At 61.0% G+C, this 22,944-nt stretch carries 21 protein-coding genes and 1 pseudogene; 11 read left to right on the top strand and 11 right to left on the bottom strand.

The genetic code is table 11. The annotated features are described in order from the left end of the window. Positions 1-199 precede the first annotated feature (199 nt). From nrdH to nrdE, 3 genes are read left to right on the top strand one after another with little or no spacing between them, the layout of a single operon-like run. Entirely contained in the window at positions 200-421 is a 222-nt protein-coding gene (nrdH, locus tag N2600_RS19755) for a glutaredoxin-like protein NrdH (RefSeq protein WP_260297184.1), read from the top strand. Between the two features lie 12 nt (positions 422-433). Continuing rightward, positions 434-835 carry a class Ib ribonucleoside-diphosphate reductase assembly flavoprotein NrdI gene (nrdI, locus tag N2600_RS19750; protein WP_260297183.1) on the top strand — a complete coding sequence of 134 codons (402 nt, stop codon included), beginning with the start codon at positions 434-436 and terminating at the stop codon, positions 833-835. Continuing rightward, entirely contained in the window at positions 814-3,018 is a 2,205-nt protein-coding gene (nrdE, locus tag N2600_RS19745; RefSeq protein WP_260297182.1) for a class 1b ribonucleoside-diphosphate reductase subunit alpha, read from the top strand. Before nrdI ends, nrdE begins: the two co-directional genes overlap by 22 nt. Positions 3,019-3,076: 58 nt before the next feature. On the opposite strand, the gene N2600_RS19740 is transcribed toward nrdE, so the two are convergent. After that, positions 3,077-3,997 (bottom strand): IS4 family transposase, encoded by a 921-nt coding sequence (locus N2600_RS19740; RefSeq protein ID WP_260297181.1) that lies wholly within the window; start codon positions 3,995-3,997, stop codon positions 3,077-3,079. Continuing rightward, positions 3,994-4,386 carry a hypothetical protein gene (locus tag N2600_RS19735; protein WP_260297180.1) on the bottom strand — a complete coding sequence of 131 codons (393 nt, stop codon included), beginning with the start codon at positions 4,384-4,386 and terminating at the stop codon, positions 3,994-3,996. The genes N2600_RS19740 and N2600_RS19735 overlap by 4 nt, the downstream gene beginning before the upstream one ends. A gap of 368 nt (positions 4,387-4,754) precedes the next feature. Here N2600_RS19735 and nrdF point away from each other — a divergent pair, with 368 nt between their 5' ends. Together nrdF and N2600_RS19725 are read left to right on the top strand one after the other, a co-directional pair. After that, a complete protein-coding gene (gene nrdF / locus N2600_RS19730; protein WP_260297178.1) occupies positions 4,755-5,729 on the top strand; it encodes a class 1b ribonucleoside-diphosphate reductase subunit beta in 975 nt (324 codons plus the stop codon). 104 nt (positions 5,730-5,833) lie between these two features. Beyond that, positions 5,834-7,066: an adenylate/guanylate cyclase domain-containing protein gene (locus tag N2600_RS19725; protein ID WP_260297176.1), complete on the top strand. Its 1,233-nt coding sequence runs from the start codon at positions 5,834-5,836 to the stop codon at positions 7,064-7,066. Positions 7,067-7,083: 17 nt separating this feature from the next. Here the strand turns inward: N2600_RS19725 and queE are convergent, their stop codons facing one another. The 5 genes from queE to N2600_RS19700 form a co-directional block, all read right to left on the bottom strand. Further along, complete coding sequence (queE, locus tag N2600_RS19720; RefSeq protein WP_260297175.1) at positions 7,084-7,812, bottom strand: 7-carboxy-7-deazaguanine synthase QueE; 729 nt, start codon at positions 7,810-7,812, stop codon at positions 7,084-7,086. Beyond that, the gene (gene queD, locus N2600_RS19715) at positions 7,809-8,165 is read right to left on the bottom strand and encodes a 6-carboxytetrahydropterin synthase QueD (protein ID WP_260056795.1); all 357 of its coding nucleotides are present in this window, start codon (positions 8,163-8,165) and stop codon (positions 7,809-7,811) included. The genes queE and queD overlap by 4 nt, the downstream gene beginning before the upstream one ends. Beyond that, entirely contained in the window at positions 8,165-8,875 is a 711-nt protein-coding gene (queC, locus tag N2600_RS19710) for a 7-cyano-7-deazaguanine synthase QueC (RefSeq protein WP_260297174.1), read from the bottom strand. Before queC ends, queD begins: the two co-directional genes overlap by 1 nt. A gap of 173 nt (positions 8,876-9,048) precedes the next feature. Then, positions 9,049-10,101, bottom strand: a complete 1,053-nt coding sequence (locus N2600_RS19705) for a LacI family DNA-binding transcriptional regulator (RefSeq protein ID WP_260297173.1) — start codon at positions 10,099-10,101, stop codon at positions 9,049-9,051. Continuing rightward, on the bottom strand, positions 10,098-10,409 hold the full coding sequence (locus N2600_RS19700; RefSeq protein WP_260297172.1) for a hypothetical protein: 312 nt from the start codon (positions 10,407-10,409) through the stop codon (positions 10,098-10,100). The genes N2600_RS19705 and N2600_RS19700 overlap by 4 nt, the downstream gene beginning before the upstream one ends. Here N2600_RS19700 and N2600_RS19695 point away from each other — a divergent pair. From N2600_RS19695 to N2600_RS19680, 4 genes are all read left to right on the top strand, one after another. Further along, complete coding sequence (locus N2600_RS19695; protein ID WP_260297171.1) at positions 10,408-11,667, top strand: ABC transporter substrate-binding protein; 1,260 nt, start codon at positions 10,408-10,410, stop codon at positions 11,665-11,667. The genes N2600_RS19700 and N2600_RS19695 overlap by 2 nt on opposite strands. Before the next feature lie 125 nt (positions 11,668-11,792). Beyond that, positions 11,793-12,746, top strand: a complete 954-nt coding sequence (locus N2600_RS19690; protein ID WP_260297170.1) for a carbohydrate ABC transporter permease — start codon at positions 11,793-11,795, stop codon at positions 12,744-12,746. Beyond that, positions 12,743-13,729, top strand: a complete 987-nt coding sequence (locus N2600_RS19685; protein WP_260297169.1) for a carbohydrate ABC transporter permease — start codon at positions 12,743-12,745, stop codon at positions 13,727-13,729. Before N2600_RS19690 ends, N2600_RS19685 begins: the two co-directional genes overlap by 4 nt. Positions 13,730-13,732: 3 nt before the next feature. Then, positions 13,733-14,848 (top strand): ABC transporter ATP-binding protein, encoded by a 1,116-nt coding sequence (locus tag N2600_RS19680; RefSeq protein ID WP_260297168.1) that lies wholly within the window; start codon positions 13,733-13,735, stop codon positions 14,846-14,848. A 3-nt stretch (positions 14,849-14,851) separates the two neighbouring features. On the opposite strand, the gene N2600_RS19675 is transcribed toward N2600_RS19680, so the two are convergent. The 4 genes and pseudogenes from N2600_RS19675 to N2600_RS19660 form a co-directional block, all read right to left on the bottom strand. Beyond that, positions 14,852-17,095, bottom strand: a complete 2,244-nt coding sequence (locus tag N2600_RS19675; protein WP_162119133.1) for a glycoside hydrolase family 2 protein — start codon at positions 17,093-17,095, stop codon at positions 14,852-14,854. 253 nt (positions 17,096-17,348) lie between these two features. Beyond that, a complete protein-coding gene (locus N2600_RS19670) occupies positions 17,349-18,260 on the bottom strand; it encodes an SMP-30/gluconolactonase/LRE family protein (RefSeq protein ID WP_170259903.1) in 912 nt (303 codons plus the stop codon). A gap of 95 nt (positions 18,261-18,355) precedes the next feature. Beyond that, positions 18,356-19,178: pseudogene (locus tag N2600_RS19665) on the bottom strand (SDR family oxidoreductase). A gap of 164 nt (positions 19,179-19,342) precedes the next feature. Continuing rightward, positions 19,343-20,530 carry a phytanoyl-CoA dioxygenase family protein gene (locus tag N2600_RS19660; RefSeq protein WP_260297167.1) on the bottom strand — a complete coding sequence of 396 codons (1,188 nt, stop codon included), beginning with the start codon at positions 20,528-20,530 and terminating at the stop codon, positions 19,343-19,345. A gap of 95 nt (positions 20,531-20,625) precedes the next feature. Between N2600_RS19660 and N2600_RS19655 the strand changes: the two genes are divergently transcribed. After that, complete coding sequence (locus N2600_RS19655) at positions 20,626-21,651, top strand: LacI family DNA-binding transcriptional regulator (RefSeq protein WP_260297165.1); 1,026 nt, start codon at positions 20,626-20,628, stop codon at positions 21,649-21,651. A gap of 65 nt (positions 21,652-21,716) precedes the next feature. After that, complete coding sequence (locus N2600_RS19650) at positions 21,717-22,934, top strand: adenylate/guanylate cyclase domain-containing protein (protein ID WP_026154555.1); 1,218 nt, start codon at positions 21,717-21,719, stop codon at positions 22,932-22,934. Positions 22,935-22,944: the final 10 nt, after the last annotated feature.

Raw genomic sequence — 22,944 nt, 5'->3', positions numbered from 1 at the left:
GAAACCTTCGTATTGAGCCACTTCGGGGTGAAGTCATGTCAGTATCTCAGTTCAGACCGCCACCCGCTAGAGGTAGAGGGCGGAGTATGCCCAGCGGCTAAACAGCCGCATAGCTCAAATCACCAGAGATTTTTCGACGGATATCGGCAGATTTCCGATCAATGTCCTGCGTCCCAATCGCGTCTTCACGAGGAATATCATGACCATCACCGTCTACAGCAGGCCTGCCTGCGTCCAGTGCACCGCCACCTACCGTGCCCTCGACCGCCTGGGCGTCGATTATGACATCGTCGATATCTCGCGGGATGCCGAAGCGCTCGATCGGGTCCGCAGCCTTGGCTACATGCAGGCGCCTGTCGTCATCGCCGGTGAGCAGCATTGGGCCGGCTTCCGCCCCGACATGATCAGCGCGCTCTCCTGATCGAGAAAAGCGATGGGCCTGATCGTTTATTATTCCAGCCGATCCGAGAACACCCATCGGTTCGTCGCCAAGCTCGGACTACGCGCGGCGCGCATTCCGTCAGGTGGCGCTGAGGCGTTCCATATCCGCGAACCTTTCGTGCTTGTCGTGCCGACCTATAGCGGCGGCGGCAAGGGTGCCGTTCCCAAGCAGGTGATCCGTTTCCTCAACGATGCGGAAAACCGAGGACACATCCGCGGTGTGATTGCCGCGGGCAACAGCAATTTCGGCGAGACATACGGGCTCGCCGGCGACGTGGTCTCGCATAAATGCCAGGTGCCGTATCTCTACAGGTTCGAGCTCATGGGCACCGAAGACGACGTCGCCAAGGTCAAACACGGAATGGAACGATTTTGGATACGGGAACAACCCTGACGCGGGATGCGGGCGCAAAACCGCATCACACTGTTGCTCATCCTGCCGGGGAAAGGCCGATGAAGGCAGCCGAAACGCTCGACTATCACGCGCTGAATGCGATGCTGAACCTCTATGACGATGAGGGGCGGATCCAGCTCGACAAGGATCGAATGGCGGCCAAGCAGTATTTCCTGCAGCATGTGAACCAGAACACGGTGTTCTTTCACAATTTCCGGGAAAAGCTCGATTACCTCGTGACCGAGGACTATTACGAGCAGGAGGTTCTCGACCAGTATTCCTTCAATTTCGTGCGGGATCTGTTCGATCAGGCCTATGCCAAGAAGTTCCGTTTCCCGACCTTCCTCGGCGCCTTCAAATACTACACCAGCTATACGCTGAAGACCTTCGACGGAAAGCGCTATCTCGAGCGCTACGAGGATCGCATCTGCATGGTGGCGCTGGCCTTGGCGCGCGGCGACGAGGGGCTTGCCCGCGACATGGTCGAGGAGATCATCTCCGGCCGTTTCCAGCCGGCGACGCCGACCTTCCTCAATGCCGGCAAGAAGCAGCGCGGCGAACTGGTTTCCTGCTTCCTGCTGCGCGTCGAGGACAATATGGAATCGATCGGCCGGTCGATCAATTCGGCGCTGCAGCTGTCGAAGCGCGGCGGCGGCGTGGCGCTGTCGCTGACGAATATCCGTGAGGCGGGCGCGCCGATCAAGCATATCGAGAACCAGTCGTCGGGCATCATCCCGGTGATGAAGCTGCTCGAAGACAGTTTCTCCTATGCCAACCAGCTCGGCGCGCGGCAGGGGGCGGGGGCCGTCTATCTCAATGCCCACCACCCCGATATCATGCGCTTCCTCGATACCAAGCGCGAAAATGCCGACGAGAAGATCCGCATCAAGACGCTGTCGCTCGGCGTCGTCGTGCCCGACATCACCTTCGAACTGGCGAGGAACAACGAGGACATGTACCTGTTCTCGCCCTATGACGTAGAGCGCGTCTATGGTGTGCCCTTCACCGAGATTTCGGTAACGGAAAAGTACCGCGAGATGGCGGACGACGTCCGCATCTCCAAGAAGAAGATCAAGGCGCGCGAATTCTTCCAGGTGCTTGCCGAAATCCAGTTCGAGAGCGGCTATCCCTACCTCATGTTCGAGGACACAGTGAACCGGACGAACCCGATCGCCGGGCGCATCTCGATGAGCAATCTCTGCTCGGAGATCCTGCAGGTGAGCGAGGCTAGCGAATATCATGACGACCTCTCCTACAAACATCTCGGCAAGGATATTTCCTGCAATCTCGGCTCGCTGAATATTGCCGCGGCAATGGATTCGGCCGATTTCGGCAAGACGATCGAAACCTCGATCCGGGCGCTGACGGCCGTTTCCGACATGAGCCACATCTCTTCGGTTCCTTCGATCGAGAAGGGCAATGACGAGAGCCATGCGATCGGCCTCGGTCAGATGAACCTGCACGGTTACCTCGCCCGCGAACGCATCTTCTACGGCTCCGAGGAAGGCATCGATTTCACCAATATCTATTTCTATACGGTGACCTATCACGCAGTCCGCGCCTCGAACCTTTTGGCGGTCGAACGCGGCACGAGCTTCAAGGGCTTCGAAAACTCGAAATATGCCTCCGGCGAATATTTCGACAAATATACCGACCGGCTCTGGGAGCCGGCGACGGAGACGGTGAGGGCGCTGTTCGAGACCTCAGGTATTCACATTCCGACGCAGGAAGACTGGGCCGCATTGAAGACGGCGGTGATGGCCTCCGGCCTCTATAACCAGAACCTGCAGGCGGTGCCGCCGACGGGCTCGATCTCCTATATCAACCACTCGACCTCCTCGATCCATCCGATCGTCTCGAAGATCGAGATCCGCAAGGAGGGCAAGATCGGCCGCGTCTACTATCCGGCGCCGTTCATGACCAACGACAATCTCGACTATTATCAGGACGCCTATGAGATCGGGCCGGAGAAGATCATCGACACCTATGCGGCGGCGACCCAGCATGTCGACCAGGGCCTGTCGCTGACCTTGTTCTTCCGCGATACGGCAACGACGCGCGACATCAACAAGGCGCAGATCCACGCCTGGAAGAAGGGCATCAAGACGATCTACTACATCCGCCTTCGCCAGATGGCGCTGTCCGGCACCGAGGTGCAGGGCTGCGTGTCTTGTACACTGTAAGTTGATATTTCGCGCCGGAGCATTTTCCCCTCACCCTAATCCTCTCCCCGTTCTGACGCTAGGGCATATACATATCTCGCAAAGCCCATCCATCGGCGACGGCTCGAAAGTATTTGAGGCCGTTGAAGAAGGTGATTGGGCCCGGCGGCTTGGCCGAGGCGTAGCCGTTCCAGCCGCCGAGCTTGGCGATGATCCAGGCGGCCCAAGCCAGCGAGGCCTTAGAGTGGGGATTGGACTGCAGCTTGGTTGTGCCCTTGAAACGGCTTTCGAGGGCGGCGAGGGTATCGATCTCGGCTGCCGTGAAGGTCAGGCTTGCCGGCTGGTGATCGCCGCCGCTGCGGGCTTGGACGAGCTGGAGGACGATTGCTGCGGCCTTGGCGGCGATGGCGACGAGCTTTTCCAGCCGTGCCGCCAGATGCAACTGGCTGTCCTCGATCTTGAAGCCTTGGTTCTTCATCACCCGAAAGAACTGCTCGATCATCCAGCGCTGCTTGTACCAGGCGACGATCTGCCAGGCATCGGCCGGGCTGCTGAGCCAATGGGTGGTCAGGAGCAGCCAGTGCAAGGGCTCGACACCGTCGGGGGCGGCCGGTTCAACGATCTCGACCCAGCTCAGCCTGACGCCATCGGGCAGGCCGGCCTCGCGCAGGTTTTGCGGCCGCCGGATCGTCGCTTCGCCGAAGCGCAGGCACACCGTCGCCTGCCGCGCCGGACGGTCGGCGCGCTCGCGCAGATCAATCGTCTGAGTATCGCAAAACGCCACCGTTTCGACCGCGCGGCGCAGTTTGGAACCGTCGATGAGCGCATGGTCATGCATGACGCGCGACAAAAGATCGAAGCGCCGATCGGGCAGGCGCGCCCACATGATGAAGAAGTCACCCTCCCGGTCGGCGATCGCCGTGACCCGGGCCGCACGCGAAAGCACCAGTTTGGCCGCCTCTGCCGTCTCCACCCAGCGCCGCGATTCCTTTTCGTTCAACGGCCGCTCGGCATGCGGCGTAAGCTCTTCGCTACCCCGCGTCCAGACCCGCCGCCGCCCACCAGGCCAAGGCAGCTGCCGGTGTCGGCATCGAGCGCCAGCATCGGATGCAGCAAAAGGCCAAAGCAATTGCCTTTTTTGATCTTGCCCAATTCCCGCCGGCTGTCCGGCGTCGTCGCAAACTTGATCTCGCTGGTGTCCTGCAGCGCCAGCACGTGGCGACCCTCAACCGCAGACCGGGTCTCCTGGCTCCAGCCGGCAATGATCTCTTCCACGCTCACCGCACTGTTGTTGAGAAAACGCCCGAACCGGATCTCCTGCGAATGGTTGCCCTCGGCCAACTGGCGAAGGCAAACCGTCTCGCGCAGCACAATGCGACGGAGCAGCACCGCCCCCCTTTATCGAGACGACGATCTCCAAACCGGCCCAACGAAAAATCATGCCCTACATCCATCGGCGACGCTCCCAAATCAAAACGTCGCCAAAACAATCATACGGCCCGCAGTAAAGGAATCCGACCCCCGCAAACCGAGTCAATCCGTCGCACCGACTTATGTATATGCCCTAGCGTTCTGACGGGGAGAGGGGGCTTGCCAACGAACCGGCAATAAAAGACGGAAAAGGGCGCGGCATGTCCTCTTCGCCCCGCTGGCGGGGGTCCGTAGGACGGGTCGAGACCAGTGGCTCGACCCAGGCAACGGTGCCGGCAGGCGGATGAGGGGCAAATCCGGACACATTTCTCAAGAGGGACTACCTAATGAACATGCAAATCAAACCCGCCTCCCGCGTGCGCGCCATCAATTGGAATCGCATCGAGGACGACAAGGATCTCGAAGTCTGGAACCGGCTCACCGGCAATTTCTGGCTGCCGGAAAAGGTGCCGCTTTCCAACGACATTCCCTCCTGGGCAACGCTGACGCCGGCCGAGCAGCAGCTGACCATCCGCGTCTTCACCGGGTTGACGCTGCTCGACACGATCCAGAACGGCGTCGGCTCCATCCGGCTGATGGAGGATGCGGTCACCCCGCACGAGGAGGCGGTACTTTCCAACGTCTCCTTCATGGAAGCGGTGCATGCGCGCTCCTATTCCTCGATTTTCTCGACGCTGTGCTCGACGCCTGATGTCGATGATGCCTATCGCTGGTCGGAGGAGAACGAATTCCTGCAGCGGAAATCGGCGCTGATCATGGAGCAGTATCGCTCCGGCGATCCGCTGAAGAAGAAGGTCGCGAGCGCCTTCCTCGAAAGCTTCCTGTTCTATTCCGGCTTCTACCTGCCGATGTACTGGTCGAGCCGCGCCAAGCTGACCAACACGGCCGACATGATCAGGCTGATCATCCGCGACGAGGCGGTGCACGGCTATTATATCGGCTACAAGTTCCAGCGCGGGCTGGAGCGGCTCGGCGACGAGCGGAAGCAGGAGATCAAGGATTTCGCCTTCGAGCTGCTGCTGGAACTCTATGACAACGAGGCGAAATATACCGAGGCGCTCTATGACGGCGTCGGGCTGACTGAGGACGTCAAGAAATTCCTGCACTACAATGCCAACAAGGCGCTGATGAACCTTGGCTATGAGGCGCTGTTCCCGGCTGAGGCTTGCAAGGTCAATCCGGCGATCCTGTCGGCGCTTTCGCCGAATGCCGACGAGAACCACGACTTCTTCTCCGGCTCCGGTTCCTCCTATGTCATCGGCAAGGCGGTCGCGACGGAGGACGAAGACTGGGATTTCTGAGGCTCGATCGCCGTCTGCCTCTTATCATTTGCTCTCTGATCGCCCACATTCAGCGGAAACTAAATTCGGTCTTCGCCGATGATGCGGCATAGCGGGAGTTTTTGATGTCGTCTATTTTGAACAAGGTCGGGACTGCTGTCGAAGCGGAAGAGGGCGTCTGGCCGATCCGCAGAAGACGGATTCTCGACTGGCTGGTGAACGAGACGCGCGGCGAGCGGTTCATCGACAATATCCTGGTGGAGACGTGCGAGAAGCTTTTGGCCTCAGGAGTGCCGTTGGCGCGGGCGACATTGCATTTCAGGACGAACCATCCGCAATGGATCGGCGCCCGCATCCTCTGGAAGGAGGGCCTGGCCGAGGCGAAGATCAACACTTTCGCCTATGGTGTCGAAAATACGCCGGAGTTCCTGAACAGTCCCGTCAACGCGATCCATCAGGGTGCGGAGGAGGTGCGCAGACAACTGGAAGGCACAGCCAGCGGCGACGAGGATTCATTCTATCAGGAACTGCGCGATGACGGCCTCACAGAGTATATCGCCTGGCCCCTCGAGCATACTTTCGGCAAACGGCATGTCGCGACATTTTCCACCAGTCGCCCGGGAGGTTTTACCGGCGAGCATGTCGATTTCCTGCGCGATCTGCTGCCGGCATTAACCCTCGTCAGCGAAATCCGGCTGAAGAACATCATGGCACGCACGCTGCTGCAGACCTATGTCGGACCGCATGCGAGCGAACAGATCCTGTCGGGCGTCACGACGCGCGGCAGCGGCGCGACCGTCGGTGCCGCCATCATGATCTGCGACCTGCGCGACTTTACGGCGATCTCCGATCTCTGGCCGCGTGACGATGTCATCCATCTGCTCAACGACTATTTCGACGCCATGTCGGACCCGATCGAGCGGTATGGAGGAGAAATCCTGAAGTTCATGGGCGACGGATTGCTGGCGATCTTCCCATTGAGCAAGAACACGGCCTGTCACGATCTGCTGCAGGCGATCCGCGAAGGGCAGGCTTTAATGGCGCAATTGAACCAGCAATATGCGGGCAACGGACGCGAACCGCTGCGCTACGGCGTCGGCGTGCATGTCGGTGACGTCATGTATGGCAATATCGGCTCGCGCCGGCGGCTGGATTTCACCGTGATCGGCCCGGCGGTCAATGTCGCCTCTCGGCTGGAAACCTTGACCAAGGAGGTCAAGCGTCCAGTACTCTTATCGCGGGCCTTCGTCGAAATGGCGGGCTGCGCGAAGGACATGGATAGCCTCGGCACTTTCCCGCTGCGCGGGCTTGGAGAGCCCGTCGATGTTTTCGCCTTTCCGGAGCGTGTTGCCGCATAGTTTCAGTGCAGGCAGGCTCATACGCCTCGCTTGTTTCCCCAGAGCAGCACGTGCAATTGGGGCAGTACGCGTACCGCAAACCATTGGTCGGCCGTCACCTTATCGACAAGCCAGTGCATCCGATCCATCACGCCGTCGATATCAACGCGCGCGTCATCGTCATCGGGCGGCGGCGGCGTATGATTGCCGGGCTGAAGGAACAAGGGAATTTGGGGATAGCGCTGCCCCGCCTGTTGGGCGAATTCGTAGTCGGTTTCATCGAAGACAACGATCTTCAATGCGACCTCCGGTCCGCCGGCGGCCAGTTGAAGACAATGATCCACCTGGTTCCAATCCGTCAGCATTCCGCTTGATGGCGGTTTGGGGCTGATGACCAGGGTGTCGAGATCGCGAAACCAGCCCTGGGCTACGCTTCCCTGTGTTTCCAGGGCGAAGCGATATCCTTGCGAATGGCCAAGCTCGATCAGCGGCTTTAAGGGCTGAATCGCCGGATTGCCTCCGGAAAGGGAAACCGTCAGTGGCTTTCCCCCGGAGAGTTCGGTGACTTTATGCCAGATCGCCTCAGTGGACATGGGAATCCATTGATCCCGGAATGCGCTGTCGACCGCGTGAAGACTGTCGCACCAGGAACACCGATAGTCACAGCCGCCTGTCCTCACGAACACAGTCGGCAGCCCGATCAAAGCACCTTCACCCTGTATGGTCGGGCCAAAGATTTCGCTGACGCGAATGCTCCCCACGCTCACGGCCTGTACTCCGCCCAGGTTTTAGGGGTCTCGCTGACGCGAACGGACGATGTCTCCGGGAAGCGCTGTTTGCACCAGTCGTAAAAGTGCCTTGCCAGAAATTCGGAGGTAACTTTCGAATGGCCGAAGACATCGTTCAGGTGACGATGATCGAAAGTTTCGTCGATATAGCGTTTGAGCGGCGAGAGGTCGTGATAGTCACGGACGAAGCCATCATCATTCAGGTTTTCCGCAGCCAGTTCGACGACGACGACGTAGTTGTGACCGTGGAGCCGAGCACATTGATGGTCGACAGGCAGGTGATCCAATTGATGGGAGGCGGAGAGATGAAACTCCTTGGTGATGCGGTACATCAACGCACCTCCGTGGCCGAGTATCGCGACACGGCCGCTCTCCAAAAGTCCGGGTCTTCGTACTCCGTGGGATCGGGAACATTGGCAAGATGGAACGCTTCGCGGCGTTCCACGCAGGTTCCGCAGCACCCACAGTGAAGTTCGCCGCCTTTGTAGCAGGACCAGGTTTCCGAAAACGGCGTGCCGTGTTTTTCGCCGTCAACAACGATCGCGGCTTTGGAAACATCGACGTAGGGAGCAAGCAGTTTCACGCTGGCATAACCGTCCAGCGCTTCGTTCTGCATGCGCTGGAAGGCATCGATGAAGCCAGGCCGGCAGTCCGGATAGATGAAGTGGTCGCCGCCATGCACGGCGACGGCAACGGCATCTGCTTTTTGCGCCGCAGCCAGACCGAATGCGATTGCCAGCATGATGGCATTGCGGTTGGGCACGACGGTGGCTTTCATGGTTTCCTCGGCGTAGTGGCCATCCGGAACCTCGACATTGTCTGTCAGGGCCGATCCGCTGAGATGGCCGCCGATGCCGGCGATGTCGATGATATGATGGGGAACGGAGAGGCGTAAGGCACATCTGGCGGCGAAGTCGAGTTCCTTGCGATGCCGTTGGCCGTAGTCGAAGGAGACGAGACCGATAAGTTGTTTTTCCGTCGCTACCTTATGAGCAAGCGAAACGGAGTCCAGTCCGCCGGAGCAGACGACGATGGTTTTCATATTTTGGATCCCTTGTTTTGACCGGGTGGGCTGCGACCGGATTACGCGGTGCTTCTAGGACAAATCACGCGTCATGGAAACAGTTTTGAAGCGTGAGCGTCATTAAACGATGAGATGACATTGATTTCACGGCGGTGGCTTCGGGGTGCTAGCGCCTCCCATAGCCGAGTAGCCTAACCGATCGGAAAGTTGATCTGCGGCGGCAGCAGGAGCTGCAGATCCTCGGCGTCCGGATTGCTGATGCGCTGCAGCAGCATGCGTCCCAGATCCTCGCCGGCCGCCGTCAGGTCCTCGTGGATAGTGTCGACCTTCGGCTGCAGCTGGGTGAGAAGGCGGGACGTCTCCTTAGCGACGATATCGTAATCGACGGCGAGTATGCGGCCGGCATCGCTCATGCCGCTGATGACGGCGAGCGCCGAAACTTCGCCGGGACAGATGAAACCATCAGGAGCATCCGGGTCATCAGCGCGGCTGCGGATGAAGTCGCGCAGCACGTCTGCCGGTGTATCGAGATCGACTGCCTCGGGGATTTCATAGGCAATGCCTGCCTCCCGCACCGCCGTCATGAAGCCGTGCAGGATATGCTGGCAGAAGGTCAGCCGTTTTGGCGGCAGGATCAACATTACCTTTTTGCGGCCCTTGGCGATCAGCCGGCGCGCCGCCTCATAGGCAAAAGTGAAATTGTCGTAGTCGACATAGGGGTGCGGCGTCGAAAATTCGGTGCGGCCGTGGCAGACAAAGGGAAAGCCGGTTTCGAGCAGCAGGCGGACGCGGGCATCGAGCGGTTCGGTGCGCGTGAAGATCAGCCCGTCGGCGAGATGGTTGCGGATGATGTATTCGGCGGCCTCGATATCGGTCGTCAACAGGAAGTTCGGGGCGACGACAAGATGGTAGGAGGTCTCCTTCAGCGCCTTGGCGATGCCGTACATGATCGAGGTACTGAAACCGACCACTTCCTCGTGCGAATCGAGCAAGATGGCGATGACGTTGGTGCGGCCGGTCTTCAGACGTTGCGCGGCGCGGTCGGGGAGGTAGCCGATCTCGCGGGCGATGCGGTGCACCCGTTGACGGGTCTCGAGCGAAATCTGCGGCGCATCGGAAAGCGCCCGTGACACCGTCGTCACCGCAAGGCCGGCGATCGTGGCGATCGTTCGCAAGGTCGGCTTGCCGCGCTTATGCGTGATATCGAGATTTTCGCCGCGCTGCGGTCGGGACGGTTCGGTCACCCTTGGTTTTCCATGCTGGATTTGCCGACACAATAACACGACGATTCCCGCACGCAATCGACGAATGAAAACGTTTTAAATTTTAACGTTTTGTTGGTCACGAATATAATTCGCAGCAAATTCAATATAATGGCGAAATAGCCATATTTTTCTCGACTGTCGAGAGAGGGCTTGACGGCCAGTGACTTATAACGTTTTAAATTAGCAACCGCGCGGAGGAGTGCGGCCGTATGCTGACCGCTGCAAGAGCGGGAGGCATCGGGCGGCAGGGAGGTCCCGCCGCCGATTTGCAAACGGGAGGAATTCATGCGCAAGTTTTTGAGCTCGGCAGCTGTTGCTGTCGTGATGATGGCTGGCCTCAGTGCGGCCCACGCCGCCGATGTCAAGGAAGTCCAGATGCTGCACTGGTGGACGTCGGGTGGCGAGGCAGCGGCGCTGAACGTTCTGAAGCAGGATCTTTCGAAGGAAGGGTATGCCTGGAAGGACGTGCCGGTTGCCGGTGGTGGCGGCGATGCGGCGATGACGGCGCTGAAGGCGATGGTGGCGGCCGGCACCTATCCGACGGCCTCGCAGATGCTCGGCTATACCGTGCTCGATTATGCCCAGGCCGGCGTCATGGGCGATCTGACGGAGACGGCGAAGAAGGAAGGGTGGGACAAGTCGGTTCCGGCAGCCCTGCAGAAGTTCTCGGTCTATGACGGCAAGTGGGTTGCAGCGCCGGTCAACGTCCATTCGGTCAACTGGCTGTGGATCAACAAGGCTGTCATGGACAAGATCGGCGGCACCCAGCCGAAGACCTTCGACGAGCTGATCGCACTGCTCGACAAGGCCAAGGCCGCCGGCGTCATCCCGCTGGCGCTTGGCGGCCAGAACTGGCAGGAGGCGACGATGTTCGATTCCATCGTGCTGTCGACCGGCGGTCCGGAGTTCTACAAGAAGGCCTTCAACGACCTCGACGAGGAATCGCTGAAGTCCGACACGATGAAGAAGTCGTTCGATAACCTCGCGACGATCATCAAATATGTCGACCCGAACTTCTCGGGCCGCGACTGGAACCTGGCGACCGCCATGGTCATCAAGGGTGATGCGCTGGTGCAGGTGATGGGCGACTGGGCCAAGGGCGAATTCGTCGCCGCCAAGAAGACGCCTAACACCGACTTCCTGTGCTACCGCTTCCCCGGCACCGACGGCAGCGTGGTCTACAACTCCGACATGTTCGGCATGTTCAACGTTCCCGACGACCGCAAGGCGGCGCAGGTGGCGCTGGCGAAGGCAACGCTGTCGAAGAGCTTCCAGTCGGCCTTCAACGTCGTCAAGGGTTCGGTACCGGCTCGTACCGACGTTCCCGATACCGACTTCGACGCTTGCGGCAAGAAGGGCATCGCCGATCTGAAGGCAGCCAACGAGGGCGGCACGCTGTTCGGCTCGCTGGCGCAAGGCTACGGCGCCCCGCCGGCGATTGCCAATGCCTACAAGGATGTCGTCTCGAAGTTCGTCCACGGCCAGATCAAGACCTCCGACGAAGCCGTCAAGCAGCTCGTCCAGGCGATCGACGACGCCCGCTGAGACCAGGTGTGATGACAATGCTTCCCCGCATCTCGCGGGGAAGCTTCAGGCTCCGCGCCGATCATGCGGGATGATCATGCAGGGCGGATTGCCCGGACGATTATGCAGGGAGGAGATGATATTCCATGAGCACCGTTGCGACCACCGATCCGGTTCTCACGCCGCGGCATTCGACGGCGATCTCGTTGCGGGGCCGGCTGCAGGATGCGCTGCCGAAGATCGTCTTGGCGCCGAGCTTCGTCATCACCATCATCTTCGTCTACGGCTTCATCGTCTGGACGGCCTATCTGTCGTTCACCAATTCCAAGACCTTTCCCTCCTATGCGCTGACCGGCGCACGCGCCTATCAGCGGCTGTGGCGCTGGACCTTCGAGAGCGATCCGCCGTCTTCCTGGTATACCTCGATCACCAACATGGCGGTCTTCGGCTTCCTCTATGTCGGCATCTGCCTGGCGCTCGGCCTCTTCCTCGCCATCCTGCTCGACCAGAAGATCCGCGGCGAGGGTCTGCTCCGGCCGATCTTCCTCTACCCGATGGCGCTGTCGTTCATCGTCACCGGGGTTGCCTGGAAATGGTTCCTCGATCCCGGCCTCGGGCTGGAACAGACGCTGCACCATTTTGGCTGGACCAGCTTCCACTTCGACTGGATCAAGAACAAGGACTTCGTCATCTACACCGTCGTCATCGCCGGCGTCTGGCAGGCGTCGGGCTTCGTCATGGCGATGTTCCTGGCGGGCTTACGCGGCATCGACGGCGAGATCATGAAGGCAGCCCAGATCGATGGCGCGTCAGCCTTCCAGCTCTACCGGCGCATCGTCATTCCGCTGCTGCGGCCGATCTTTCTGTCGGCCTTCATCGTGCTCGCCCATATGGCGATCAAGTCCTACGACCTGGTGGTGGCGCTGACCTCGGGCGGCCCCGGCGGCTCGGCCTGGCTGCCGTCGAACTTCATGTATGAATACACCTTCAAGCGCAACGAGATGGCCGTCGGCTCGGCCAGCGCCATCATCATGCTGATGACCATCTCGGCAATCATCGTTCCCTATCTCTATTCCGAACTGAAGGAGAAGGCGCGATGAGCAGCGTGACCTCTTCAACCCAGACCTTGGCAGCAGCTTTGCCACAGGTCCGCGACGACAGGAACGACAGTAAGAACAGCACCAACACTCGCTGGATCGGCCGCACCGTCATCTATGGCCTGCTGCTGATCTTTGCCGTCCTCTATCTGATGCCGCTCTTCGTCATGCTGACGACCTCGTTCAAGACCATGGACGAGATCCAGAACGGCAACATGCTGGCGCTGCCGCAAGCGCCGACCTTCGATCCCTGGATCAAGGCCTGGGGCGAGACCTGCGTCGGGCTGACCTGCGCCGGCATCAAGGGCTACTTCTGGAACTCGATCAAGATGGTGGTGCCGGCGGTCGCAATCTCCACCATCATGGGGGCGCTGAACGGTTATGTGCTCACCAAGTGGCGCTTTCCCGGCCACACGCTGGTGTTCGGGCTGATGCTGTTTGCCTGCTTCATCCCGTTCCAGTCGGTGCTGCTGCCGATGGCAACGATCCTCGGCTCGCTCGGCCGCTTCGGCGCCACGCTGCAGAACGCCACCGGCTTCAACTTCGGCTTCGGCAATCCGACGGTCAATCTGGTCTTCGTGCATGTCGTCTATGGCTTGGGCTTCACGACGCTGTTCTTCCGCAATTTCTACGAGGCCTTTCCGACCGAGCTGGTCAGGGCCGCCCAGGTCGATGGCGCCAGCTTCTTCCAGATCTTCCGCCGCATCATGCTGCCGAACTCGCTGCCGATCATCGTCGTCACGGTGATCTACCAGTTCACCAATATCTGGAACGACTTCCTGTTTGCCTCGGCCTATGCCGGCACCGGTGAATCCATGCCGATGACGGTGGCGCTGAACAATGTCGTCAACACCTCGACGGGCGTCGTCGAATACAATGTCAACATGGCGGCGGCGATGATCGCCGCCGTGCCGACGCTCATCGTCTATATCCTCGCCGGCCGCTACTTCGTGCGCGGTCTGATGGCGGGCGCTGTCAAAGGGTAATCCATGGCCTTCCTCGAAATCTCCGGTCTCAAAAAGCGCTTCGGCGCCGTCGACATTCTCAAGGGGATCGACCTCGAACTGGAAAAGGGCGGCTTTCTCGTGCTGGTCGGCCCGTCCGGCTGCGGCAAGTCGACCCTGCTCAACACCATTGCCGGGCTGGAGACGATCACCTCTGGCGGTATCAGGATCGACGGGCGCGACATCAGCGGTCTGCACCCTTCCAAGCGCGACATCGCCATGGTGTTCCAGTCCTATGCGCTCTATCCGAACATGACGGTATCAGGCAACATCGCCTTCGGCATGGAGATCCGCGGCGTGCCGAAGGAGGAGCGCGCCAAGGCGATCGCCCAAGTCTCCGACATGCTGCAGATCGGCCATCTGCTCGACCGCAAGCCGAGCCAGCTCTCCGGCGGCCAGCGCCAGCGTGTCGCCATGGGAAGGGCGCTGGTGCGCAATCCGCAGGTCTTCCTGTTCGACGAGCCGCTCTCCAATCTCGACGCCAAGCTGCGCGTCGACATGCGCACCGAGATCAAGCGGCTGCATCAGCGCATGGGCACCACCTTCGTCTATGTCACCCATGACCAGATCGAGGCGATGACGCTGGCGACCAAGATCGCCGTGCTGAAGGACGGCGTGCTGCAGCAGTTCGGCACGCCGTCCGAGATCTATAACAGCCCCTCCAACATCTTCGTTGCCGACTTCATGGGATCGCCGGCGATGAACCTCTTGACCGCCACCGTCGAAAACGGCGCCGGCGGTCTCGAAGTCTCGCTGGAGCGGCCGAATGCCGCCCCGCTCCGATTGCCGGTCATCTCAGGCAATCACGGCCTGACCGCCTATACCGGCAGACAGGTGATCTTCGGCATCCGCCCCGAGGCGCTGACCGATCCCGATGGCGCCGACCGCAAGGCGCGCGCGCTGACCGAGGGCGATTGCCTGATCGAGGTGGTCGAACCCGCCGGCTCCGACACCTTCGCCGTCACTAAGCTCGGCGGCAAATCCGTCGTCGCCCGCCTGCGCGCCGATACCGGCATCGCTCCCGGACAACAAACCCGCCTGGCCTTCAATCTCGACAAGGCCGTGTTCTTCGATCCAGCGAGCCAGGTCCGGATTGGGTGAGGGTCAGGCAGCCGTGACACCGAGTGTCACCGGCGCGAAACGCGTGGAGACCGCTTCGACGGTGATCTCGCCAGTGAACCCCGTCGCCTCCAGCCAGAAGCCGGCGGTGCCGCCCTGCAGCGGCACATTGGTCGGTCCGACGATCCTGGCCGGGCCGTGAACCTTCAGCGAAATGCTGTCGTTCATGAAAGGCAGGCGCTGGCCGCGCTGGTCGAGGGCGCGGATGATGACGCGCGTGCTGTCGCGTTCACGGGCCTTCAGCGTCGAGCTATCGGCAACGACTTCCAGTGTCGTCGGCAGCGGATCGGCCGCCAGCGTCAGGCTGGCCACCGGCTCGCCGCCGATATAGCCGGTGAAAGTGCCGTCGATCCACTCGAGACCCCAGGTGCCGAGCTCATCGGCGGTGAAGTGCCGATGGTCGAGCACGACGGGCGGATGCGGCAGATGCGGATAGTTCTCGCGGTCCGGACCGATGCGCTTGCTGAGCGAGCCATATTGCAGCTCCACCTCGTCGCAGTTGGTCAGGATGATCAGCGGCAGCACGCCGCCGATATTGCGTTCGCCGCGCGCCCAGAAGGTCACCGGCTGCATGACGATCTCCTCGGAAGGGTCACACTGGCTGATATAGGCATAGGCCGCGAATTTCGGCTCGCGGAACATGTCCATCACGCCGTGATAGCAGATGCGGTCGCCGGAGCCGAAATCCTTGTGGGTGTTGTAATCGAACATGCACCAGCCGATGGCGCCGGATATATCGGGGTCGCCATAGGCGGCATTCAGCACTTCCAGGTGACGGCGCACATGCTCGGCCTGGCGCTGCTCCTGGTCATAAATCTTCGTCGGGTGCATGTGGCCGTTGAACTCGGTGATGAGGTACGGCACCTTATGGGACAGTCCGGTATTTTCCTGCTGGGCGCGCAAGGCGGTGCGCGGGCGGTTGGCGCCCGGCAGCTCTTCATTGCCAAGGATGAAGTCGTTCATCGTATAGACGTCTTCGAGCAGCTCGCTCTCGGTGAGATAACGCACGCCGCCGGTCTGGCGGGTGCTGTCGAGTTCACGGGCGAGGCGATTGGTCTCGGCGTAGAAATCGTGATTATCCTGCGACTCGTTGATGCGCACGCCCCAAATGATGATCGAGGGGTGGTTCCAGTCGCGCTCGATCATGCGACGAACGTTCTCGATCGATTCCTGCTGCCATTCGGCATCGCCGATATGCTGCCAGCCAGGGATCTCTTCGAAGACCAGCAGGCCGATCCCGTCGCATCGGTCGAGGAACCATTTCGACTGCGGATAATGCGAGGTGCGGACGATATTGCACTTCAGCACCGTCTTCATGATGTCGGCGTCACGCTCTTGGGCGGAGCGGCCGGCGGCATAACCGACATAGGGGAAGGCCTGGTGACGATTGAGGCCGCGCAGCTTCAGCGGCTTGCCGTTCAACAGGAAACCTTCCGGCGTGAATTCGGCAGTGCGGAAGCCGATCCGGGTGGAAAGACGGTCGGAGCCGTGTTCAGTCCTGAGCTCGACGGTGACGTCATAGAGCGTGGGATCGGTGATGTCCCAGAGAGCGATGCCGGTGAGCCCGCCAAAGGAGAGCGTGGTGCGGCTGCCGATCGTTTCGGTTGCGGCAGTGGCGACCACCGTGCCGTCGGCCTGTTTCAGCGTGGCGGTGACGGTCGCCGAGAAGCTGCGGCCCTCGGGGTTGGCGATGTCGACGCGTATGGTCGCCGATTTCTCTGGGCGAAGAACGTCGGTGGTTTCGATCTTGAGATTGCGGATCGAGACCGGGTTGGTGACCTTCAGCCAGACGTCGCGGTAGATGCCGGCATAGGTCAGATAATCGATGCGGCCGCCGAAAGGGGGAATGTCAGGGTTTTCGCTGCCGTCGATCTTGACGGTGACGAGGTTCTCGCCTTTGACCAGCTTGCCGGTGAGGCGGGCCTCGAAGGGCGTGTAGCCGTCCTTATGGGCAATGATCTCTTCGCCGTTCAGATAGACGACGCTGTCGGCCATAGCGGCATCGAAGACGAGCGAGATCTCGCGGCCCTCGAATTCCGGCAGCCAGCGCAGCACCTTCTGATAGGTGAAGGCGCGCTGATAGCTGGTCTCATCGAAATAGCTGAAGGGCAGTTCGACGGCGGTATGCGGCAGGCTGACCGACTTGGCGGCATCGAAAGCTTCGAGCAAACGCTGGCCGAAGCCCTCATGGAAACTCCAGCCTTCGTTGAAGGAAACGACGGAACGCATGTCAGGCTCTCCAGGTTGCGGCATCAAGGACGGTGCGGCGCCCTTCGGCGCATGAAAATTGGGTCATAATATTCCTCCTTGATGCAATCGATATGCTCGCCACCAGAACCGGATGCGGTCAGAAAACCGCTCACAAGTTTCGGCATCAGGCTCTGAGGCGCGCACATCGAATCTCATTCGTGTGACGCGCTTTAGCTTTTTTTACGGAACTCGTCATCCCGGAACGGCGATCTTGAAGCCGGCGCCCTGATCCTCACGGATATTGTGCGCCGGTCGTTTTGATGTAAATCGAATAGACCGAGCGCGTCGCGGTGATGAAGAGCCGGTTTTTCTTGGGGCCGCCGAAGGTGAGGTTGGACACCGTCTGCGGCACCCTGATCTTGCCGAGCAGGGTGCCGTCCGGCGAAAAGCAGTGTACGCCGTCGGACGCGCTCGTCCAGAGATTGCCGCTGACATCGAAGCGGAAACCATCAGGGTTGCCGACGTCTAGGCTGCAGAAATAGCGGCTGTTGGCAAGCGCCCTGCCGTCTACGACGTCGAAGACGCGGATATGGCGCGGCACTTCATGTTTTGCTGAGCCGGAGTCGGCGATGTAGAGCTTCGTCTCATCGGGCGAGAAGGCAAGGCCGTTCGGTTGGATGAAATCCTCGACGACAGCGTCGATCGCGCCGCTTAAGGGGTCGATCCGGTAGACGTTGCGCGTCGGCTGCTCGGGCTCGGCCTTGTGGCCCTCGTAATCCGACAGGATGCCGTAGGTTGGATCGGTGAACCAGACCCCGCCGTCGGAGTGCACGACGACGTCGTTCGGCGAGTTCAGCCGTTTGCCTTGGTAGCTGTCGGCGAGAACGGTGATGGTGCCGTCCGTCTCGGTGCGGGTGACGCGGCGGCCGCCATGTTCGCAGGAGACCAGCCGTCCCTGCCGGTCGCGGGTGTTGCCGTTGACGTAATTGGAGGGCGAACGGAAGACGGAGACGGTCCCATCCGGTGTCCAGCGCATCATCCGTTCATTCGGGATATCGCTCCAGAGAAGGCAGTTCAGGTCGGCAAACCAGACCGGGCCTTCCGTCCAGCGGCAGCCGGAATAAAGCTCCTCGAGGCCGGCGCTGCCGATGACCATTGCACCGAAGCGTTCGTCGCGGATCTCATAAATCGGATTGTCGCCCATGCCAGTTTCCTCCCTGAATGCTGCCGTTCTTTTCCTAGCGGCAAAAACCTGGAGGTGCCAGAGCCCGGCGATGGAAATGCCGGGCTCCGGTTTCGTCAGAGCGCCGCGACCGGATGCGGCGAGCCGTCGTAAGCGCCCCAAATCGACTGGTCGAAACAGATGACCGAGCCGGTCATCAGGCCGGATTCGGAAGACGACAGGTAAGCGCAGGCGCGCGCCACCTCGTTCGGATCGACGAGGCGGCCGAAGGGCTGGCTTGCCGCCGCCTTCTCCAGCCAGTCGGCGGGGGCATCGTGATATTCACGCTGGATCCGGTCCTCGCCTTCGGAGGCCATCCAGCCGATGTTCAGACCGTTGACGCGGATGCGGTTGCGCAGGAGCGCGTAGGCGGTGTTCTTCGTCAGCGTTTCCAGCGCGCCCTTGGAGGCGCAATAGGCGGCGATGAAGGGTTGGCCGGCTTTGGCCGACATCGAGCCGATATTGACGACCGTACCCTCGATGTTTTCGCGGCGCATGACCTTCACCGCCTCCTGCATCAGGAAAAACGGCGCGCGAACATTGACGGCGAACATGGCGTCGAAGAGCTCCGGGCTGGTATCGAGGATGGTGCCGCGATCGGTGATGGCGGCGGCGTTGACCAGCGCGTCGACGCGGCCGAAGGTCTCGTCACAGGCGCGCACGACATTCTGTGCATCCTCGACCTTGCCGAGGTCGGCTTTGACGTAGACGATCCTGGCGCCGGTCGCAGCCGAAATTTCCGCCGCCTTCGCTTTGCCCTTGGCTTCGTTGCGGCCGCAGATGACGATGCCTTCCGCGCCGCGTTCGGCGAAGATGACGGGCAATGGTTGCGCCCAATCCTTGCGTGCCGCCGGTGACGATGGCGATCTTGCCGTCGAGGCGGCCGTGGTCTGTGCTCATGTGGTTCCTCCATGTGTAATTGATTTGCGTGGCCTCCCGCCGGTTCGGGAGGCTGTTATGTCCGTGCGGATGAGAAGAGATTCGCGGCAACGTCTCGATTTCCCCTTCTCCCCTCAGGGAGAAGGTGCCGTAGGGCGGATACAAGGGGGCTCCAGCCTCCCAAGTTAGCTCAACTTCTTGCTGGTCTGCTCGGCAAGTGCTGCCGCAAATACTTCAGCGCTCCAGCCTTCCTTTAGCGCCTCATGCATCAGCTGCGCCTGTGTCTTCGGCGCCAGCCCGCCGAGCGGCGGGTCGCGGTCGAGGTTGGTCGGGAAGGAGTAGCCCTCGGAGCAGGCGGCGACGGCGTTGGCAATTTCGTCAGGTGAGAGCCTTCCCTGCAAGGCCTTCAAGGCGGGAAACAGCCTGGCGCTCATCCTCTCGCGGTTGACGGTTTCCATTGCCCGGCCGAAGGCGGAGGAGATCTGAAGGAGATTGGCGACACGTTTGATATCGGCCGAGTGGTTGGTGCCGGCGGCATGGAAGAGGGCGGGATTGAAGAAGACGACGTCACCTTTTTCGAGCGGCAGCTGGACATGGTTGGTCTCGAAATAATCCCGGAACTCCTGCCGCTTCAGCGCCAGGTAACCCGGCACATAGGTCTGGCTGTGCGGCAGGAAGAGCGTCGGGCCGCTTTCGAGCGGCATATCGCAATGGGCAACCGCACCCTGCAATGTCAGTACCGGCGAGAGCCGATGCACATGTGCCGGGAACTGCTCGATCACCTTTGAGGACTGAAAGCCGAGATGGTAGTCGCGATGCGCCGACTGCGCCGAACCGCCCGGATTGACGCGGTTGACCTGCGCCGTCATCTGGTAGTTCGGGCCGAGCCAGGCTTCGCTTGCCAGCGCGACGATGGCGTTGCCGTAATATTCGGCGAAATTTGCCGGATCGGCAAGGCAATGTTTTTCCAGCGAATTCCAGATGCGGTCGTTGGCGCCAGGCTTGGCGAAGTGGTCGCCACCGCCGGTCGAGGTGCGGTGCTGTTCCTCGATGATCGCATCGAAGATCGTGCTGGCGCGGTCGACGATGCCGGTGTCTTCGTAAGCGCGCTTGAACACGACGACGCCAGGACCCTCGCCGAAGGCCTCGCAGATTTCCGCCAGCAAGGCGCGTCGGCCTTCTGGCGTTGCGGCTGCCGTCATCACCTTGCGGCTGTCATAGATCAGCACGTTTTTTTCGACCGCAGACGCTGCGGGGTAATCGGCAAGTGCCGTCGTCTTTTCCGCAAGGGCGCGAAACTCATCGAGATCGCAGGCGTCTTCGCTCAGCCAGACGCGGTCGGCGCGCAGTTTCTGCTGGTTGTCGGTTTTCATGGCGGGCTCCTCCCTCTTTCCAATGGAGGCACTATACGCCGCGATGCCTGGTGATATAGATCAGAAATCCATCAAAAAACCATCAGGCCGGTCGCATGGCACACCCCTTTCTCGTCAAGGATATTGCCTTCCAGGCAGGGCTCAGCACCGCGACCGTCGACCGGGTGCTGAACGGCAGACCGGGTGTACGCCGGCAGACCGAGATGCGGGTGAAGGCGGCGATCGCGGAGCTGGAGAAGCAGCAGGCCGGGGCGATGGGCAGCGGCCGCATGCTGGCGATCGATATCGTCATGGAGACACCGCAGCGTTTCAGCGATGCGGTGCGCGCCGCCTTCGAGGCGGAGATGGCGACCTTCCTGCCGGGCATCTTCCGCTGCCGGTTCCATTTTGCCGAGGTGATGAAGCCGGCCGAGCTGGTGCAGCTTCTCGATCGCATCCGGCTGCGCGGCACGCACGGCATCGTGCTCAAGGCGCCTCACGTCGCCGAGGTGGCTGCCGCCGTCGCGCGGGCGGATGCGGCCGGCATTCCCGTCGTGACGCTGGTGACCGACCTGCCGAATTCGGCACGCATCGCCTATGCCGGCGCCGACAACCGGGCAGCGGGAGAGACCGCTGCCTATCTGATCGGCGAATTCCTCGGGGCTGGCGGCGGCAAGGTGCTGGTAACGCTGTCGAGCGGACGGTTCCGTGGCGAGGAGGAGCGCGAAATCGGCTTTCGCCGCGTCATCCGCGCCCGTTATCCCGACATCGGCATTACCGAGATCAGCGAGGGCCACGGCACCGATGCTGCGACGGGAACGCTTGCCGCGGCAGCGCTTGCGGCCGATCCCGCCATCAACGCCGTCTATTCGATCGGCGGCGGCAACCGGGCGGTGCTTGCGGCCTTCGACATGGCCAAACGCCCAGTCCGCGTTTTCGTCGCCCATGATCTCGATGCCGATAATCGCGCCCTGCTTGCGGCGCGTCGGATCGGCTTCGTGCTGCATCATGATCTCAGAACCGATGCGCGTTCGGCCTTCCGGGCGATCATGAGCCGGGCGACCGCCTTGACGCGCGCGGCTACGCCCTCGCTTTCATCAGTCGAAATCGTCACGCCCTACAATATGCCCGCGGCCGATTGAGCCAATTGACTTTCCTTCGATGCCGAATTCGGGCTACAGCTTTGACACGAGTGAAGGTGAGTGGCATGGATTACAGCGACGTCAGCACGATTGCAGCCTGGATCACGGAGCAGGGACTGAAAGGCGCTTCGGAGGCCGAACTCATGACCGGTTTCTGCTCGGCTTGCCGGGATGCCGGCCTGCCGCTCGACCGCGGTCTGGCGCTGATGGATACGCTGCATCCGGTGCATGAGGGCCGCGCCTTCCGCTGGGACAGCGTCGAGGAAGTCCAGACCGAATTCGAATATGGTCCGACGATCTCGGGGGAGGCGGCGTCGAACTGGCAGCGTTCGGCCTTCTATCATCTTTGGTCTCGCAACGAGCGGGAGATACGCCGGCGTCTCGGCTTCGGTGATCCGATCGATTTCTCCATGCTCGATACGATCGCTGAAGCCGGTCACACGGATTTCGTGGCGATGATGCATCGTTTTTCCGAGGCCGGCACGATCGGCGAGATGGATTGCTTCTTCTCGCATTTCGCGACGAAACATCCGGAGGGCTTTTCCGATCACGACCTCGCCATCCTGCGCAAGCTGGTGCCGGTGCTGGGGCTGGCGATCAAATGTATCGCGCTCGGGCGTATCGCCCGCACCATCGCCGAGGTCTATCTCGGCGAGGACGCCGCGCGCCAGGTGATGGAAGGCAAGATCAGCCGCGGCAAATCGGAGCGGATTTCCGCGGCACTCTGGTTTTCCGACCTGCTGAACTACACCAAGATCTCCGACAGCGTGCCGCCGGAGGAGATCATCCCGCTGCTTAACGACTATAGCGAGGCGGTGATCACGGCGATCCACGAGTCCGGGGGCAACGTGCTGAAGCTGATCGGCGACGGTGTGCTCGCTATCTTTAAGGGTGCGGTGCCGGCGGAGACATGTCGTGCGGCGCTGAGCGCCGAATCGTTGCTGCGGGAAAAGCTGACCACGCTGAATGCCGTGCGTGCGACCGACGGCCGGGCGACGACCGACGTCTATATCGGCCTGCATATCGGCGACGTCTTTTACGGCAATATCGGCAGCCAGGACCGGTTGGACTTCACCGTCATCGGACCTGCCGTCAACGAGGTCAGCCGCATCGCCTCGATCTGCCGCTCGGTCGATCTCAACGTCTTGATGTCCTCCGATTTCGCCGCAGCGATACCAGAGGAGGAACGCACATCACTCGCCTGCATCGGGCGCTATGTGTTGCGCGGCGTGCAGCGCGCGCAGGAACTGTATACTCTCGACAGCGCCCGGCTGAACGGCTGAGTTCCTGACT

The sequence above is a fragment of the Rhizobium sp. WSM1274 genome, from assembly GCF_025200775.1.
GTDB classification, from domain to species: domain Bacteria; phylum Pseudomonadota; class Alphaproteobacteria; order Rhizobiales; family Rhizobiaceae; genus Rhizobium; species Rhizobium leguminosarum_I.
The sequence above is the reverse complement of the archived record's forward strand: the minus strand, read 5'-3'. Positions and strand labels throughout refer to the sequence as shown.

Excerpts from the sequence above, each read along its gene's own strand:
- nrdH (WP_260297184.1), top strand. The coding sequence starts at position 200 with ATGACCATCACCGTCTACAGCAGGCCTGCCTGCGTCCAGTGCACCGCC.
- nrdI (WP_260297183.1), top strand. The coding sequence starts at position 434 with ATGGGCCTGATCGTTTATTATTCCAGCCGATCCGAGAACACCCATCGG.
- nrdF (WP_260297178.1), top strand. The coding sequence starts at position 4,755 with ATGAACATGCAAATCAAACCCGCCTCCCGCGTGCGCGCCATCAATTGG.
- N2600_RS19725 (WP_260297176.1), top strand. The coding sequence starts at position 5,834 with ATGTCGTCTATTTTGAACAAGGTCGGGACTGCTGTCGAAGCGGAAGAG.
- queD (WP_260056795.1), bottom strand. The coding sequence starts at position 8,165 with ATGTACCGCATCACCAAGGAGTTTCATCTCTCCGCCTCCCATCAATTG.
- queC (WP_260297174.1), bottom strand. The coding sequence starts at position 8,875 with ATGAAAACCATCGTCGTCTGCTCCGGCGGACTGGACTCCGTTTCGCTT.
- N2600_RS19695 (WP_260297171.1), top strand. The coding sequence starts at position 10,408 with ATGCGCAAGTTTTTGAGCTCGGCAGCTGTTGCTGTCGTGATGATGGCT.
- N2600_RS19700 (WP_260297172.1), bottom strand. The coding sequence starts at position 10,409 with ATGAATTCCTCCCGTTTGCAAATCGGCGGCGGGACCTCCCTGCCGCCC.
- N2600_RS19690 (WP_260297170.1), top strand. The coding sequence starts at position 11,793 with ATGAGCACCGTTGCGACCACCGATCCGGTTCTCACGCCGCGGCATTCG.
- N2600_RS19685 (WP_260297169.1), top strand. The coding sequence starts at position 12,743 with ATGAGCAGCGTGACCTCTTCAACCCAGACCTTGGCAGCAGCTTTGCCA.
- N2600_RS19680 (WP_260297168.1), top strand. The coding sequence starts at position 13,733 with ATGGCCTTCCTCGAAATCTCCGGTCTCAAAAAGCGCTTCGGCGCCGTC.
- N2600_RS19675 (WP_162119133.1), bottom strand. The coding sequence starts at position 17,095 with ATGCGTTCCGTCGTTTCCTTCAACGAAGGCTGGAGTTTCCATGAGGGC.
- N2600_RS19670 (WP_170259903.1), bottom strand. The coding sequence starts at position 18,260 with ATGGGCGACAATCCGATTTATGAGATCCGCGACGAACGCTTCGGTGCA.
- N2600_RS19660 (WP_260297167.1), bottom strand. The coding sequence starts at position 20,530 with ATGAAAACCGACAACCAGCAGAAACTGCGCGCCGACCGCGTCTGGCTG.
- N2600_RS19655 (WP_260297165.1), top strand. The coding sequence starts at position 20,626 with ATGGCACACCCCTTTCTCGTCAAGGATATTGCCTTCCAGGCAGGGCTC.
- N2600_RS19650 (WP_026154555.1), top strand. The coding sequence starts at position 21,717 with ATGGATTACAGCGACGTCAGCACGATTGCAGCCTGGATCACGGAGCAG.